The organism is Klebsiella sp. C283, assembly GCF_048822555.1.
Taxonomy (GTDB): Bacteria; Pseudomonadota; Gammaproteobacteria; order Enterobacterales; family Enterobacteriaceae; genus Klebsiella; species Klebsiella quasipneumoniae.
The window spans coordinates 332,791-347,877 of record NZ_JBMEZS010000003.1 but is presented as its reverse complement, the minus strand read 5'-3'; the positions used below and the strand labels follow the sequence as shown (position 1 = coordinate 347,877).

The 15,087-nt window shown below is 57.8% G+C and carries 15 protein-coding genes; 8 read left to right on the top strand and 7 right to left on the bottom strand.

From position 1 onward, the window contains the following. Nucleotides 1-22: 22 nt before the first annotated feature. Complete coding sequence (gene tssB, locus ACOI7Z_RS07410) at nt 23-514, bottom strand: type VI secretion system contractile sheath small subunit (protein ID WP_023289388.1); 492 nt, start codon at nt 512-514, stop codon at nt 23-25. A gap of 600 nt (nt 515-1,114) precedes the next feature. On the opposite strand from tssB, the gene ACOI7Z_RS07405 reads away from it, so the two are divergent. Further along, nucleotides 1,115-1,681 carry a DJ-1/PfpI family protein gene (locus ACOI7Z_RS07405; protein WP_023289387.1) on the top strand — a complete coding sequence of 189 codons (567 nt, stop codon included), beginning with the start codon at nt 1,115-1,117 and terminating at the stop codon, nt 1,679-1,681. A 142-nt stretch (nt 1,682-1,823) separates the two neighbouring features. Here the strand turns inward: ACOI7Z_RS07405 and ACOI7Z_RS07400 are convergent, their stop codons facing one another. Then, a complete protein-coding gene (locus ACOI7Z_RS07400) occupies nt 1,824-2,585 on the bottom strand; it encodes an SDR family NAD(P)-dependent oxidoreductase (protein WP_032452582.1) in 762 nt (253 codons plus the stop codon). Nucleotides 2,586-2,693: 108 nt separating this feature from the next. On the opposite strand from ACOI7Z_RS07400, the gene ACOI7Z_RS07395 reads away from it, so the two are divergent. Beyond that, complete coding sequence (locus ACOI7Z_RS07395) at nt 2,694-3,608, top strand: LysR family transcriptional regulator (protein ID WP_087849821.1); 915 nt, start codon at nt 2,694-2,696, stop codon at nt 3,606-3,608. Between the two features lie 302 nt (nt 3,609-3,910). Further along, on the top strand, nt 3,911-4,099 hold the full coding sequence (locus ACOI7Z_RS07390; RefSeq protein ID WP_023289384.1) for a hypothetical protein: 189 nt from the start codon (nt 3,911-3,913) through the stop codon (nt 4,097-4,099). Between the two features lie 45 nt (nt 4,100-4,144). On the opposite strand, the gene ACOI7Z_RS07385 is transcribed toward ACOI7Z_RS07390, so the two are convergent. The 5 genes from ACOI7Z_RS07385 to opgC are packed head-to-tail and all read right to left on the bottom strand — an operon-like array spanning nt 4,145 to nt 8,310. Continuing rightward, nucleotides 4,145-4,612: an ATP-binding protein gene (locus ACOI7Z_RS07385; RefSeq protein WP_087849820.1), complete on the bottom strand. Its 468-nt coding sequence runs from the start codon at nt 4,610-4,612 to the stop codon at nt 4,145-4,147. A gap of 19 nt (nt 4,613-4,631) precedes the next feature. Further along, nucleotides 4,632-4,970, bottom strand: a complete 339-nt coding sequence (locus ACOI7Z_RS07380; RefSeq protein WP_023289382.1) for an STAS domain-containing protein — start codon at nt 4,968-4,970, stop codon at nt 4,632-4,634. Then, on the bottom strand, nt 4,960-6,174 hold the full coding sequence (locus tag ACOI7Z_RS07375) for a PP2C family protein-serine/threonine phosphatase (protein ID WP_087849819.1): 1,215 nt from the start codon (nt 6,172-6,174) through the stop codon (nt 4,960-4,962). Before ACOI7Z_RS07375 ends, ACOI7Z_RS07380 begins: the two co-directional genes overlap by 11 nt. 8 nt (nt 6,175-6,182) lie before the next feature. Then, a complete protein-coding gene (locus ACOI7Z_RS07370) occupies nt 6,183-7,082 on the bottom strand; it encodes a hypothetical protein (RefSeq protein WP_087849818.1) in 900 nt (299 codons plus the stop codon). 10 nt (nt 7,083-7,092) lie between these two features. Further along, nucleotides 7,093-8,310 (bottom strand): OpgC domain-containing protein, encoded by a 1,218-nt coding sequence (gene opgC / locus ACOI7Z_RS07365; protein ID WP_087849817.1) that lies wholly within the window; start codon nt 8,308-8,310, stop codon nt 7,093-7,095. A 276-nt stretch (nt 8,311-8,586) separates the two neighbouring features. Here opgC and ACOI7Z_RS07360 point away from each other — a divergent pair, with 276 nt between their 5' ends. Genes ACOI7Z_RS07360 through ACOI7Z_RS07340 form a run of 5 tightly spaced genes read left to right on the top strand, consistent with a single transcriptional unit; the run spans nt 8,587 to nt 15,086 of the window. Continuing rightward, nucleotides 8,587-10,404, top strand: coding sequence for a glycosyltransferase (locus tag ACOI7Z_RS07360; protein ID WP_087849816.1), 1,818 nt, complete (start codon nt 8,587-8,589; stop codon nt 10,402-10,404). Beyond that, nucleotides 10,401-11,732: a DUF3131 domain-containing protein gene (locus tag ACOI7Z_RS07355; RefSeq protein WP_087849815.1), complete on the top strand. Its 1,332-nt coding sequence runs from the start codon at nt 10,401-10,403 to the stop codon at nt 11,730-11,732. The genes ACOI7Z_RS07360 and ACOI7Z_RS07355 overlap by 4 nt, the downstream gene beginning before the upstream one ends. Beyond that, entirely contained in the window at nt 11,729-13,276 is a 1,548-nt protein-coding gene (locus ACOI7Z_RS07350; protein WP_086075781.1) for a DUF3131 domain-containing protein, read from the top strand. The genes ACOI7Z_RS07355 and ACOI7Z_RS07350 overlap by 4 nt, the downstream gene beginning before the upstream one ends. Further along, nucleotides 13,261-14,655 carry a DUF3131 domain-containing protein gene (locus ACOI7Z_RS07345; protein WP_087849814.1) on the top strand — a complete coding sequence of 465 codons (1,395 nt, stop codon included), beginning with the start codon at nt 13,261-13,263 and terminating at the stop codon, nt 14,653-14,655. The genes ACOI7Z_RS07350 and ACOI7Z_RS07345 overlap by 16 nt, the downstream gene beginning before the upstream one ends. Then, nucleotides 14,652-15,086, top strand: a complete 435-nt coding sequence (locus ACOI7Z_RS07340) for a globin (protein ID WP_087849813.1) — start codon at nt 14,652-14,654, stop codon at nt 15,084-15,086. The genes ACOI7Z_RS07345 and ACOI7Z_RS07340 overlap by 4 nt, the downstream gene beginning before the upstream one ends. Nucleotide 15,087: the final 1 nt, after the last annotated feature.

The following is a 15,087-nucleotide window of genomic DNA, read 5'->3' as shown; positions in this document are numbered from 1 at the left end:
CATTAACAGACTTGCCCCGCCATTATTTCGGAGCAAGCGCACTCATTTCGTCGCGTAATTCCTGTGACAGCGCCGGATCTTTCAGAATTGCCTCGAGCTCTTTTCTGAAAGTGGCGTTATCGAGCAGATTGGATTTGAGATCGCGTAATAAATTACGCATCGCCAGCATGGCGCGGAGTTGTGGAATTTGCCGGGCAATCTGCTCCGGTTCAAAATCGTTGATATCGGTAAAACGCAGCCTGACGTTCTCCTCTTCGCCATTGCCAGCCAGCGTATTCGGCACCGAGAGATTCACCTCCGGGCTAAATTCCGAAAGTACGCTGTTAAAGTTATTTTTATTGACGTTAATTTTTTCTCTTTCCGATAATGGCCGGTTTTCTTTACCGTGACTAAAATCGCCAATGGTAAGTAGCTTTAATGGCAGCTCAACCTTTTTTTGCACGCCGCCGGTGTGGAGAGATAATTTGAGATTAATTCGAGCCTTAGGCACTTCATTCTGGAACGTATCAGCCATAGCAGTTCCTTTCCTCAGGGAATAATTATTGAAGAGTTGACGGTAAAAGCCTGAGGATAATAAAACAGAAATAGATTATCGATCAACTTAACAAGAAGATTTATTGAATATACTCACAAGGTGAATGATTTTATTTTTTCTTAGCGCCAGGATAAATATTTAATAAATAAATACAAAACCTAAAACAATAATCAAAATAAATTACGCACCAAAGAAAAATATAAGAATAAACATAGCGATAACAGCACCTGGAATTAAATCATCCCCTCGCAACGCAATTTATCGTCACCCGCGCGGCAAAACATTCAAGAGCAACCTTTTTCCCAGCAACTGGTTTGCGCTAACCGGCCAGCGAACGTGGCGAGGAATGACCGCGGACCCAGCGATATGTTCCTCCGCAGACAGTCGTCAGTGGCTGAAGAGCCTATTTTTCTGGGCGACTGACCACAGCGCGATGGCGAAAAAAGTTGTCGTTACCAAAAAAATATGAACCCGGTTACAAGATGCGCACGCCACCGTCATCGGCCTCCTGAGGAGGTCGCATTCTGCGGATCGCCAGGCTATATCTATGACACCTTTCTCCCACAACGAGTAAAAATAATGAGCAAGAAGATCCTGATGCTGGTCGGCGATTACGCCGAAGATTACGAAACGATGGTCCCTTTTCAGGCACTGCAGATGATTGGCCACCAGGTCGATGCCGTCTGCCCGGATAAAGCCGCCGGCGACTATGTGATGACGGCGATCCATGATTTTGACGGAGCCCAGACCTACAGCGAAAAGCCGGGGCACCGCTTCACTCTGAACGCCGATTTTGCCGCGGTGAAGGCTGAGGATTACGACGCGCTACTGATCCCCGGCGGCCGCGCGCCAGAGTATCTGCGTCTGAACGAACAGGTCATTAAACTGGTCCAGGCGTTCGACGCCGCGCGTAAACCTATCGCCGCCGTCTGTCACGGGCCACAGCTGCTGGCCGCCGCCGGGATTCTGCAGGGGCGGACCTGCAGCGCCTATCCGGCCTGCGCCCCGGAGGTGCGCCTGAGCGGCGGGCATTATGCCGATATCGGTATCGATCAGGCGCATGTTGACGGCAATCTGGTCACCGCCCCCGCCTGGCCGGCACACCCGCAGTGGCTGGCGAAATTCGCCGCCCTGCTGGCGGAGTAACGCATTTTCTCTGACTAAGTGAACGACTATCGCCGCGCTGGCGCTCTCTTTGTTACCGGCCCGGCGGTTTTCGAACGACCGTTTCCGCTGCCGCCGAACCTGATTTAGCTCAGCGAAATGCTGGCCGGATTGTCTCCTCGCCTCAGATGCGCATTCCCCCGGAAACTTCAATGCGCTGGGCATTAACCCAGCGATGATCATCGGATAACAGCGAGGCGATCATCGGCCCGATATCCTCTGGCACCCCCGGTCGGCCAAGCGCCGTCATGTTCGCCACCGCCTGAGCCACCTGCGGGTTATCCCGCACCACCCCGCCGCTGAAATCCGTGGCGATGGCGCCCGGCGCCACGCAGTTCACCGTGATCCCGCGGCCGCCCAGCTCAAACGCCATATAACGGGTCAGGGTTTCCACCGCAGACTTCATGACTGCATAGGGCGCCCGATTCGCCATCACGATACGGGTCAGTCCGGACGAGATATTCACAATTCGCCCGCCATCGGCCAGCAGCGGCAATAATTTTTGGCTGAGGAAAAAAACACCCTTCACATGGATGCGATAAAGCGCATCGAGCTCCGCTTCGGTAGCGTTCAGAAACCCCATGCCGCTGGCATTGCCGGCATTATTGACCAGGTAATGAAACCGATCGGCCCCCAGCTCCGCCAGGGCCGCCTGAAAGGTGCTGACAAACCCGTCAAAGGTGTCGGTTTCGCCGGCGCTGAAGGGCAGCGCGATCGCCCGCGAGCCCTGGGCTTCAACCCACGCGACCACATCGGTCGCCTCGGCGAAATGCGCGTTGTAGGTCAATACCACATTCACGCCGCGCTGAGCCAGCGCTTCAACGGTCGCGCGGCCCAGGCCACGGCTGCCGCCTGTCACCAGGGCGATTTTTGCGCTATTGTTCATGTTTTCCCCTTTTATCTCTGCTGAAAACATGAGCGATTATAGGCCTCTGAATGCCGACGATAAGACCGCATGGTGCGACAGGATTGTTTTGCCAGCTGGAACAATGTCATGGATAAACTGGATACCCTGACCCTGTTCGTGCGTATCGTCGAACGGGGTTCGTTCAGCGCTGCCGCCACGGATCTGGGTTTTTCCCGGCCGGTGGCGACCGCAGCCATTAAGGCGCTGGAGGCCAGCCTTGGGGCGCGCCTGCTGCAGCGCACCACCCGGCACGTGCAGCCGACGGCGGAGGGCTCGCTGTATTATCAGCGCTGCGTCTCCATCCTGGCGGCCCTGGAGGAGGCCAACCGCAGCGCCGGAGGGAGCATCTCCGGCACCCTCCGGGTGGACGTGGCGGGCAATCTGGCGCGAACCCTGCTGCTGCCCGCGCTACCGCAGTTTCTCGCCCGCTATCCGGCCATTACCTTGCAGATTGGCGAAAGCGAGCGCGACGTCGATCTGGTCCGCGAAGGGGTAGATTGCGTCATTCGCGGCGGCCATCTTCCCGATAGCGAGATGATTTGCCGGCCGCTCGCCATGCTGCAGGAGATCACCTGCGCCAGCCCGGCCTACCTCGCCCGGTACGGTACCCCGCATACGATTGACGAGCTGGCGGGACACGTGACGATCGGTTTTGTTTCATCGCGCACGCACCGTACCTTGCCGCTCAGTTTTACCCTGGATGGCCGCCAGACCGAGGTCAGTTTGCCCTGTCGCCTGCTGACTTCCGATGCCGACGTCGGCGCCGAAGCGGCCAGGCTGGGCTTTGGCCTGTATCAGGCACCCTTGTCCCGCCTTGAGGCCGATCTGGCATCCGGTGGGTTAACGGAGGTGCTGGCTGATTTTCGCCCTGCGCCGCTGCCGCTCTCCCTGCTCTATCCCAGCAGCCGGCAGCTCTCTGCCCGGGTACAGGTATTTATCGACTGGGTGACGGCGCTGATGAAGGCGCCCCTGGCGCAGCAGGCATCCGGAAGGCTAAAATAACGTTTGCTATTATTTGCGGCTCGTGCGTTAATCATTAAGTCGATTTACCAGACGAAAAATTATTATCGAAGCACGTGTTCTCATCTCCAGGCGTTATCCCTGATACCACCTTCCTTTGAGCAGTCCCGTTAGTATTTTGCTTTTTCTGTAAACAGGCCCTGTCAGACCCCTGTTGGCTCGTTAAAAAAGCCCTCCGTCTGACCCAATACCCGGCTTACCACTAACAAAAATCAGCCGCGTTAATTTCCCTGAAAACGACCATTGTCTTTTCAACAGAACATTACCCATACAAGGTTTACATTATGATTGAACATATCCATTTTAGATGCCCATGCTGCCATGGCTCCCAGTACAGAACGTCCCAGTTTGACGTGACGGAAAAAAATCCCTTTGGTGCGAAATGCATTTTCTGCAAATCGGCCATGATGACCTTAGATACTATTCGCCCTTATCACCTGGGCGCGCTGTCCACCGCTCAGGCACAGCCATAAGACGATGAAGCTGGTGAACGCGGGCGGGAAAATCCCCCCGGTGATTCACCTGGGGGCAACCTCTGGTCCTTCACCTGACGCACCGTTGGTGGAATGGCGAAGGCCGGCATCCGGCAACGCTTTTATCAGGGTCGTCACATTCTCCCCGGCGCGGCTTTCCACATTAAAATAGTCCACCGCGCGCAGAATGAGCCGCAAACCTCTGCCGCTTTCCGCTAACGGATCGACATCGAAGCGCTCATCGCTACGCGCCAGCGCCAGGCGCTCGGCCGGAAAGCCCTCTCCTGCATCAATAAAGCGCAGCGTCACCCGGTCCTCCGCCGCGATAAATTCGACACGAAAAACGCGTTGCCGATCCTCATGCAGCGCATAGCGAATGATATTGGCGGCCGTCTCACAGGCGGCAAGATCGAGCGCGAAGCGCCACTCCTCCCCGACGGGCAGCGGCGCCAATTGTTGAGTCAGCCACGCCGCCAGCGGTGAAAGCGAGCTGAGTTGGGCAGGAAACAGCATGACGTTATTCACGGGCGCATCACGGATTGAACTGCGCAAGGGCTGAAGTGCGATCCTCGCAAATACGAAAAATACGATCCATCCTGGTCAGGGTAAACATATTGCGGATGCCGGGGTTCAGCGCGCACAGTGTCATTTCTCCTTTACCATTCATCATTTTCATCAGGGAAACCAGCGTTCCTAAACCGCTGCTGTCGATAAAATCGATTTTACTGAAATCAACAATCAGATCGGTGCGATCTTCGCCTATCTCCTGGGCGATTGCCGCTTTAAAGGCTACCGCGACGGACGCATCCAGCCGACGCACCGCCGGCGTCAGGATCGTCACCGAGGCCTGCCGTTCGGTTTCAATTTTCATCACTGTCCCCTGTTCGTTCAATAATCAAGAGTGAAACATCATCGGCCATCGCCTGAGTCTCGTGCGCGTCGCCACTGCGCCAGCGGATCAGGTGCCGGGCAAACCGCGGCAGAAGCGCGGGCAGCGGCTGCGTCACGCTGTCCTGCAGCCACGCTTGTAAACGCGCCTCGCCAAACTGTTCACCGCTCCGGCTTTCACATTCGGTGATGCCGTCGCTGAACAGGCACAGCCGCTCTCCCGGCGCCAGTGAGAAACTGACATCTGCCCACGAGAGATGGTCTATCAACCCCACCGGCGCCCCGCCGCTGCCGACCGGACGGACGGCTGCGTCCGGGCTCACGATAAAAGGCGTGGGATGCCCGGCCTGACAGAGTTTGCCCGCGCCGGTCTTCAGGTCGATGACGCCATAGATCAGGGTGAAATAGCTGACAATCTCTGTTTCGTCACTGCAAAAACGACCATTAAGGATCGCCACCACCTCGGCAGGCGACGCCGGCTGGTTGTCTGCCGTAAAAAGAAAGCGCTCAACGGCCCTGCCATGCAGAAACTGGCGGGCGACGGCGAGCGACATCATCGCCGCCCCCACGCCGTGCCCGGAGACATCCACGCAGTAAAATCCGAGCCGATCGCCCAACGGGAAGACGTTAAAAATATCCCCCGACACCCAGGCCGAGGGCAGGAAAATCCAATCGGAGAAAAATCCCTGATGACGCAGCTGATGAGCCGGGAGAACCGACTGCTGAATGCGTGCCGCCAGCTCCAGATCCTGTTCAATCTGTCGCAGCGCTTCGCTCAGCCGCGCATTGCGCGCGGCGAGGTCAGCCTCAAGGGAGAGGATCCGCGACCCGGCGTGCAGCCGCGCCCGCAGTTCGCTCTGCTCTACCGGTTTGCTGAGAAAATCATCGGCCCCGGCCTCAAACCCCTGCGTTAAATCGCCAGGGTCTTCGCGGGCGGTAAGCAATATCAGATAAACGTAGTGACCAAACTGGCGACGGCGAACTTCCCGGCACAGCGTCAGGCCATTCATCTCTGGCATCTCCCAGTCGCTTATCACCAGGCTGACGGGCTGGTTTTCGAGGATCGCCAGCGCGGCGACGCCGTTTTCCGCCTCACTGACGATATAGCCCCACTGCGTCAACATCCGGCTTAGCAGCCGACGATAAACCAGCGAATCTTCAACAATCAGGACGTGCTGTGCCGACATCGCGCCTCCTAAATCGGCAAGAACCAGATAAGGCTGATCGTGCCTTCACGAAACTTGCCGCTGCCGCTGCCGTGCCCCGGATAGCGGGTACCGGCATAGTTGGCATATTGCACAGAGAACGATCCTGGCGTATAGCCCGCGTAACCGAAACTGTAACTGTAGTCGCCATTCCACGGCTGCTGCTGGCTACTGTCCGGATACCAGAACGCGGTAGCGCGCACAAAAAAATGCTGCTTAAAGGTATATCCGCAACCGCCGAGCAGCACGTTTTTGTTTTTACGGATGTCATCGCTCTCCAGGTCGTAATAGCGCGGCACCCAGCTGTAGCCTACCTGGCAGATAATGGCATCGCCTTTGTTAATCAATAGCGCATGCTCCATGGGTTTCGGCAGCGAAAATTTATACGCCAGGGTAATCGCCCCCTGCTCAAAATAGGTGTGACGCTTGCTGCCCGAGGTCCAGAAGTGGTTATCGCCATAGTTACTGTAAACCAGGCTGACGGTGTTGGCATGCCAGTCGTCGTAGCCAAAACTATAGCGAAAATCGGCGGTATAGCGGCTGGTATCGGTCACCGGTAAACGGGATGTCACGTTGGCGAACCAGAAGCTGTAAGGCGAGTATTGCAGGCTGAGGTTCAGCGTCTGATTATATTTTTTCTTCTGTTCTGCGCTGTCTGAGCTGTTGGGGACGGTCATCCACTGCTCTTTTAAACCCGAACTAAAGCTCAGCGCTCCAGAAAACACCTTGTCATTCCCGGAAAAAAGTCGTCCCCAGCGGCTGGTAAACACGCCGGCCTGCACCGGTTCACCATTTTTATCACGCAGCGGTTGTGCGTCGTTCTTCTCTGCTCCTTCGGCACCTGCGATGGTGCACCATAGCGCGCAGGCCAGCATATATTTCTCCCGCATTTGCCCTTCCTTAGTTAGGTATCCAGCGTGCGGCGACGCGGTATTTGGCCATCAGCCACAGTACGCCCAGCGCGGCGGCATGGATCAAGGTGTTCACTATCCACGCCTGGCGCCACAGATCGAAAGTGACCAGTTGGCTTACGGCGAGCACGATGTAAACATGCAAAATAAAGGTGTAGAGCGAACGCTGCCCGAGCGGGATCAGGAGCCAGCCTGCCAGCCAGTTCAGGGGGCGCCAGCACCAGGTCAATAGCAGATAAATAGTGACCATCAGACTGATATCATTGAGGATCCGTACCGGCCCGAGGCCGTTTTTCGCGGCCCAGGTATGGTAAAAGGCGTTAAATTCCGCCGGTGGGATCACATGCATCAGCAGCGCGGGCGGCATAAAAGGATTGGTATGATTCTGGGCGACAAACGCAAGGATAAGCGCGATGCACACCAGCGCCGCGACGGCGACTTTGCCGGGCGGCGTGCGGGCGAAAGAGATCAGTTCCGCTTTGTACCAGCCGCAGCACATTCCCAGCACAAAGATAAATTGCCAGGCCAACAGGGGAAAGGCGAATTCAAATTCGCAGGGCGTCACCCGTACCGGCCAGCGTTGCCAGCAGCCGTAGATCAGCAGCGAGAAGCCCAGTAATGGGCAGACGTGACCCTTCTGCAGCATGCCGAGAAACAGCGGGCTGAGCAATAACAAAAAAATATAGAGACCGAGGATCTGCGTCTGATGAGGGCCAATCTGCAGATAGAGGATAATGTTAAACCACGTCTCTTTTATTTGTGGGGTTAGCGGATAAAGCGACCAACTGGTCCCGGAAAAGCGGTCGGTAAAATGAGTGACTTCATAGACATTAATATATGGCAAATATCTCAGCAAAAGAAAAGAGACAATAATAATAATATTAACCTGATATATTTTCCAGGCGCGAAGATAAAGCCCCCAGCTCACCGTCAGTAATACTGCCTTTTGTAATCTGACACGATTTAGCATCCCTAACATGAAGCCGGACAGGATCACAAAGCCCTCGGCACCGGTGGTCAAACCAAATCGTTCCCAGCTGAAAATATTAAATATCGACATCACTTCGGTATGCGCCACCACCATCATCACGAGGGCAATACCGCGCATAAAGTCGATACGCAGGTCGCGATCCCCGGCCTGAGAGTAACGCCAGGCCGTTGATTTATCAGTTTCTTTTTGCGAAATCGCTGAAACAACCTGGCTCATGAGGGATCCTGTCGTCTACCCTGCAACAATTATTACAAATTATTTAGATAGTGTAGAATGCGCTATCTTGCAATGCTCATTTTATAAATTCCGCCTGCGTACATCACACTATGTTAAGTCATCCCGGTGACTATCATTTCGCGCTGTTGAAATTTTTACGCCACCATCTACACTCACTTTACTGTTATTTATAAGCCCCTGTGCGTTCTGCAGAACGCCGCCAATCAATAACAGACCAGTCATTCAAACTCAGCGCGGAATCAGGATATCCTTGCTATGGATTTTTATTTTTCCCGTTTTGAACATCGTCGACCGCCTGAGCCGCTCAGCACCCCGCGCTGGGTGAGGATGATCTGGCAGGTATTAGCCGTGGCCGCCCTGGTTCTCGGCGCCAATTATATTTACTGGCGCTGGACCGCGTCTTTAAATACCGACGCCCTATGGTATGCCGTTCCGCTGGCGCTGGCGGAAACCCTGGCGTGGATTGGCACAGTCCTGTTCACCATTAATTTATGGCAGGAAAAAGATCCTCCGCCAGGCGTCCCCCCGACGGAGATTAACGACTGTCTGCGAGCGGATGAAGCGGTGGAGTCGAGGCCGATTAAAGTCGATCTGTTTATCGCCACCTACTCCGAAGATGTGGAGCTGGTCAGGCTGTCGATCCGTGACGCCATGCGGATGACCTATCCCGGTCCGCTCGACTATAAGGTGCATGTTCTTGACGACGGGCGTCGCCCGGAGATGAAGGCGGTCTGCGAGCAGGAGGGGGCGAACTATATCACCCGTCAGAGCAATATCGGCTATAAGGCCGGTAACCTGCGCAACGGGCTAGAACATACCGATGGCGACTTTCTGATCATCTGTGATGCCGATACCCGCGTTTTCCCGACCCTGCTGAGCAATACGCTCGGCTATTTTCGCGATCCGGACGTCGCCTGGGTGCAGACCCCGCAATGGTTTTTCGATCTTCCGGAGGGGGAGGATCTGGCGCGCTGGCTGCGGCGTAAAGCGGGCGGCGCAGGCTACGGCGTGGGCTGGCTGGCGCAGAAAATCGTCGGTCCGGTGACCATTGGTCGCGATCCGTTTTTCAACGATCCGCGCATGTTTTACGACGTGATTTTACGGCGCCGCAACTGGGCTAATGCCGCATTCTGCTGTGGCGCCGCCTCCGTTCACCGTCGGGAAGCGGTGATGCAGGCCGCGCTGCGCAGCTACGTCTGGAGCGTTGACGCCGAGATCGCGCGTCATACGCGGGATATTCGCGACCCGGCAACGCGGGAAGCGCTGCAGGAGGCCATGCGCCCCCACGTGGCCTTCGATACTGAACTGACGCCCTATAAGTTCCACGTCTCGGAAGATATTTATACCTCCATCCTGCTGCACGGCGACGCTGCCCGCAGCTGGCGCTCGGTAATGCACCCGCGGATCGAGTCGAAAATGCTCTCGCCGCAGGATATGCTGACGTGGATGATCCAGCGCTTTAAGTACGCCGCCGGTTCGCTGGATATCCTGTTCCATGACAACATCTTCAGCCGCCGCCGCTTTAAACTCTCGCTGCCGCAAACGCTGATGTACGCGACCACCTTCTGGTCCTATCTGGCCTGCGTATGGAATACCGTGTTCCTGATTTCACCCATTATCTATCTCTTCACCGGCATTCCCCCGGTGTCGGCGTGGTCTACCCCTTTCTATCTGCACTTTTTACCCTTTTTTATCGTCTCCGAACTGGCCTTTATGTTCGGCACCTGGGGTATTTCGGCCTGGGACGGCCGGGCCTCTTACCTCTCCTTTTTCTCGATGAATCTGCGGGCGCTAAACACCGTTTTGCGCGGGGAGCAGATCAAATTTCACGTCACGCCAAAAGAGAGACAGACGGGCCGTTTTCTCTATCTCGTCAAGCCGCAAATTGCCATCGTTGTACTCACCCTGACGGGGCTGATCTGGGGCGGCATTCAGGTGGCGCGCGGGCAGGTTGACGACCCCTCCGGGTACGTCATCAACATTTTCTGGGGCGCGGTGAATATTGCCGCCATGCTGCCGCTGATCTTCGCCGCCATATGGACGCCCCCCGAAGAGCAGGAGGCAAGTCGATGAGGATCCGCGATGCCCTGCTCCCCGCCCGCAGCTACCTCACCATCCTCATTGGCTTCCTGCTGGGTTTTGCGATTGTCGTGTGGGTGGAAAAACAGATGCCCGCGCGCGTCGAGAGCAGCGGTGGGATGACGTTGAGCCAGGATTTTCCGCCGCTCCCTGCCCCGCGCGAGCTGACCTTTGACGAGGCGATCTGGGCTCGAGTGGCCTGGCAGTATTATGTGAATAATACTCAGCCAAACGGTCTGGCCAACGCGCACGATGGCGAACCCTGGCTTAGCCTGTGGAGCGTCGGCAGCTATCTTTTCGCCGTAGTCGCCGCAGAGCAGCTGCATATTGTGACCGCCGCCGAAGGTGATGAGCGCATTGCCGCCGCCCTGTTTACGCTCGGTCAACTGCCCCTCAACGCCCTGGGATTGCCCGCCGCTCAGTACCATGCCGACACGCTGCAGATCCTCGGCAGCCCGGACTCCTCCGCCATCGGTATGGGACGCCTGCTCACCGCCCTGCAAACGCTGCTCTGGCGCTATCCTCAGCACGCCGCCGCGGTGCGGGATCTGTTTAATCAGTGGCGGGTCGGCGCGCTCATCAGCAACAGCCCCGCCAGCCAGGCCGCGGCGCCGCTGCACCACTGGGCGCTGGCGGCGGATGAACCGCGGGACAGCTTTGGCTACCGGCTGTACGCCAGCCATACGCTGCGGCTGATCGACAGCGCCGCGGGGCTGGCGGTGACCAACCCGCCGCAGGGGCAGCAGATGATCGATATCGACGGCATCATGGTGCCCGACGAGGGGCTGCGCACGCCCTGGGGTCGGCAGCCTTCGCTGATCAGCCTGCCGTACCTGCTCACCGGGCTTGAGCTGGGCTTTGACGCGCAGAGTGCGGAGATCGCCTGGCGCATCATGCAAATCCAGCAGCGCCGTCATAGCCTGAGGGTCAGCAAGCCGCCGATCAGCACCGACTACGCCGAGCCCGCGCCGGATTATGCCAGCGCGCTGGCGGACCGGCAGCCGCAGAGCGCCTTCGCCCCGCGCAGCGCCGCCCCGGAGCAATCGGCGATCACCTCCACCCGCACCGCCTTTGCCTGGTACGCCCTGTTCCGTAATAGCTGGAGCGAAGCGCTGCGCCAGCAGGTCCAGACGCTGCAGGTCCCGGGCAGGGGCTGGCAGCGCGGGTTAAATCTCAACCGCAGCGTCAACGACGTTATTGACGGCGATACCAACGCGATCGTGCTGGAAAGCCTGGCCTACATTTCCCGGGGGCAGCTGCTGTGTCTGGCCTGCCTGAGCCCTGCCCCTCTCCCCTCGTCCTCAGCAGGAGCAACGCCATGAAGCTGACCTATTTATCCCGTTTTCCCCTGCTGGCCGGACTCATGGCGCTGTGGCTCTCGCTCTCCGGCGCGCAGGCCGCGACCGGTCTGCCGGCTGCGGAATACGCCCCGCGCAGCGGGGAGCTGACGCCGAGGGAGATGACTATCGCCAGAAACGCCTGGCAATATTTCGTCGCCAACTTTCAGCCCACCACCGGGCTGGTCAATGCGGTGAACAAATACCCCTCCACCACCATGTGGGACAGCGCCTCCTATCTGGCCGCGATGACCGCGGCCCGTGAGCTGGGGATTATTGATAAGGCGGAGTTCGACCGTCGGATGCTGAAGTTTCTCGCCACGCTGAATAAGCTCGATTTATTCCGTAACGAATTGCCCAACAAAGCCTATAACACCGTGAGTGGACAGAAGGTGAACTACCAGAACAAGCCGGGCGAAATCGGCTATTCGGCGCTGGATATCGGCAGAATGCTGATCTGGCTGAAGGTGATCAAGGAGCGTTATCCGGAATACAGCAACAGCATCGATAACGTGGTGCTGGGGTGGGATTTCAGCCATGTGGTCGATCCCTGCGGCACGCTGTACGGGGCGTATCTGGAAAACGGCCAGCCAAAATACGTTCAGGAAGGCCGCCTGGGCTACGAGGAGTACGGCGCGGCGGGCTTTCAGCTGTGGGGATTTAACACCTGTCAGGCCAGCCGGCCGCAGCCCTACGAGCTGGCGGAGATTTACTGCGTGCTGGTCCCCTATGATTCGCGCGACCCGCGGCAAACCAGCCAGCATAACTATGTGGTCAGTGAATCTTACGTGCTGTATGGCATGGAGTTTGGCTTTGATAATCCTGCTGACCGGAACAACAGCCCGCGCGAGTACTCCCATCCATGGATGAAAAACTTTGCCGACCGGGTCTATCAGGCCCAGGAGAATCGCTACGCCATCACCGGGATCCTCACCGCCCGCTCCGAGCATCAGCTCGATAAATCCCCGTACTTTGTCTATGACACGGTGTTCAGCGATGGTTTTAACTGGAACACCATAACCGACAAAGGCCAGTTCGTACCGAACAGCGCCGCCGTGTCGCTCAAAGCGGCGATGGGGATGTGGGTGCTGTGGAACTCGCCCTATACCGATCGTCTGCTGGACGCCATTGAAAACGCGAACGAAGCGGGTAAAGGCTATTACGAGGGGCTGTATGAGAACGGCGACGGGCCTATCAATGAATTTACCGCCAACAATAACGGCATCATGCTGGAAGCGCTGCTGTTTAAAAAAGAGGGCAAACTGCTGCAGTTTTCCAGCGACAATCCGAAAAACCGCAATTTCGCCCCGTCGCTGTGGGACAAGAAGCTGGTGGATCTCTTTGAACCGAATAACGGCCCGCGCAATCGCCCGTTCCTGAGCAATACCCCAGCCGTCAAAACATGGTGCGAGCAGACCGGGACCACGCAGCGCACCCAACCCGCCTGCCAGGCCTGCCAGTGCGCCGCCTGCAAGGCTGACGAGCCCGTTAAACTTCCGCCGGTGACCGCGCAATGCTTAAAACCATAGCCCGCTGGCTGGCCGTCGCCGTCGTCCTGCTGCTTATCGCCCTGGCGCTGTTTGGTCGCGAAGGCGCGGGGTGGCGCTGGCTGACTAAAGGCGGCTGGCACACCACCGCCCGTATCAGCAGCCTGACGCCGCAGGAGCGGACGTGGGCGCAGATCGCCTGGCGGTACGTCGAGAACAATACCCAGCCGCATACCGGCCTGGTCAACGGCAGCGACAAACAGCCCCGCGCGACGCTATGGCAGATGGGCGACACCCTTATCGCCCTGCTCGCCGCCAGAGAGCTGGGGCTGGTAAAGGAAGCGGAATTCGACGCCCGCCTGACGCCCCTGCTCGGCACCCTCAATCGACTGACGCTGACCGACGGCGGTTCGCCGGGCAGGCTATACTCCACTCAGACGGCGACCCCAGTCGACTTCAGCGGCAAACCGGCGGGCAGCGGCTGGTCAGCGAAAGATATGGCGCGACTGATGCTCGCCCTGCGGCTCACCGCCGAACGCGCGCCGCAGTATGGCGAGTACATTGATAAAATTATCCTGCGCTGGAACTTCTGTCCGGTGATCGATAAAGACGGTGAGCTGTGGTCCGCCTCACTGCAGAACGGGCAGCGGACGATCCGCGAGGAGCTCCAGCTGGGAGACAGTGAATACGCCGCCAGCGCGTTCCGCCTGTGGGGATTTCCGGCCGGCAAGGCTCTCTCTCCCCCGGCGCGCCATGTGATTATTTATCAGCGCCGCCTCGCCGTTGACGACCGCGACCCGCGAACCACCTGGCAACCCGTGGTGCTCTCCACTCTGCCCGCCATGCTGCCGGGACTGGAGTTCGGCTGGCAGCCGCCCGGCGTGTCGGAAGAGGTACAAAAAGCCATGCGCGCCCGGGCGGAAGGGATATGGCTCAGCCAGAAAACGCGCTGGACGCAGGATAAGGTGCTCACCGCCCGGGCCGATTTTTCGCTTACCCAGGCGCCCTGGCACGTGGAAGACACCGTCTGGGGAAATGGCTACGCCTGGAATACGCTCGGGGACGACGGGAAATACTACCCCCGGCTGGCGCAGGTGACCACCAAAGCGGTCTTTATCCTGTGGACGCTGTGGGAAACCGAGTATACCGATGCGCTAATGGCGGTCACTACCCATCTTAACGACCCGCAGCGCGGCTGGTTTGAAGGTCGGGTCGAGGCCACCGGCGACGTCAACGCTACCCTCACCCTCTCCACCAACGCCATGGTACTGGAGGCGCTGTTTTACAAACACAACGCCGGGCCGTTGTTCAAAAACGGCCTCGCGGATGACAACAGCTATTTTGCCCGCCGCGCGACGGACGAATTTAACCCGCCCCGCCGCTGCCTGCCGGGCGAACGGGTCATGAGGAGCGCACCATGAAGTTTTATCGCGATCTCTTTGAAGCCAGCCTGAATCGCGTCGTACCGGAGCACGACAAACAGCGCTTCTTCGAAGCCTTCTACACTACTTTTATCCATATGTCTGCGGAAACCGAGCAGCACTTCTCACAACGCTCCGGCGAAGAAGGCCAGCAGATGATCTTTAAAAGCTTTTTCGCCATGCTGGCGGTCAACGGCGACCTCTTTGTACCCGATTTCCTGGAACGGCTGGCGCGGGCGCAGGGCGAGGAAGGCCTGCGTCTGCCGCCGCGTTTTTTTGCCCTCTGGCGGGAAGCGATGCTCAAAACCGTCCGCGCCAGCGATCCGCTGTGCGATGAGGAGATCCTCACCGCATGGGCAATGGCCATCGCCCCTGGGCTTGAGTATCTGCGCCGCCAGGCGGAGCTCCACTATCAAACCGCTGGCCAGTAAT

Excerpts from the sequence above, each read along its gene's own strand:
- ACOI7Z_RS07405 (WP_023289387.1), top strand. The coding sequence starts at position 1,115 with ATGAGCAAGAAGATCCTGATGCTGGTCGGCGATTACGCCGAAGATTAC.
- ACOI7Z_RS07375 (WP_087849819.1), bottom strand. The coding sequence starts at position 6,174 with ATGTCGGCACAGCACGTCCTGATTGTTGAAGATTCGCTGGTTTATCGT.
- ACOI7Z_RS07400 (WP_032452582.1), bottom strand. The coding sequence starts at position 2,585 with ATGAACAATAGCGCAAAAATCGCCCTGGTGACAGGCGGCAGCCGTGGC.
- opgC (WP_087849817.1), bottom strand. The coding sequence starts at position 8,310 with ATGAGCCAGGTTGTTTCAGCGATTTCGCAAAAAGAAACTGATAAATCA.
- ACOI7Z_RS07385 (WP_087849820.1), bottom strand. The coding sequence starts at position 4,612 with ATGCTGTTTCCTGCCCAACTCAGCTCGCTTTCACCGCTGGCGGCGTGG.
- ACOI7Z_RS07340 (WP_087849813.1), top strand. The coding sequence starts at position 14,652 with ATGAAGTTTTATCGCGATCTCTTTGAAGCCAGCCTGAATCGCGTCGTA.
- ACOI7Z_RS07370 (WP_087849818.1), bottom strand. The coding sequence starts at position 7,082 with ATGCGGGAGAAATATATGCTGGCCTGCGCGCTATGGTGCACCATCGCA.
- ACOI7Z_RS07380 (WP_023289382.1), bottom strand. The coding sequence starts at position 4,970 with ATGAAAATTGAAACCGAACGGCAGGCCTCGGTGACGATCCTGACGCCG.
- ACOI7Z_RS07350 (WP_086075781.1), top strand. The coding sequence starts at position 11,729 with ATGAAGCTGACCTATTTATCCCGTTTTCCCCTGCTGGCCGGACTCATG.
- ACOI7Z_RS07390 (WP_023289384.1), top strand. The coding sequence starts at position 3,911 with ATGATTGAACATATCCATTTTAGATGCCCATGCTGCCATGGCTCCCAG.
- ACOI7Z_RS07345 (WP_087849814.1), top strand. The coding sequence starts at position 13,261 with ATGCTTAAAACCATAGCCCGCTGGCTGGCCGTCGCCGTCGTCCTGCTG.
- ACOI7Z_RS07395 (WP_087849821.1), top strand. The coding sequence starts at position 2,694 with ATGGATAAACTGGATACCCTGACCCTGTTCGTGCGTATCGTCGAACGG.
- ACOI7Z_RS07355 (WP_087849815.1), top strand. The coding sequence starts at position 10,401 with ATGAGGATCCGCGATGCCCTGCTCCCCGCCCGCAGCTACCTCACCATC.
- ACOI7Z_RS07360 (WP_087849816.1), top strand. The coding sequence starts at position 8,587 with ATGGATTTTTATTTTTCCCGTTTTGAACATCGTCGACCGCCTGAGCCG.
- tssB (WP_023289388.1), bottom strand. The coding sequence starts at position 514 with ATGGCTGATACGTTCCAGAATGAAGTGCCTAAGGCTCGAATTAATCTC.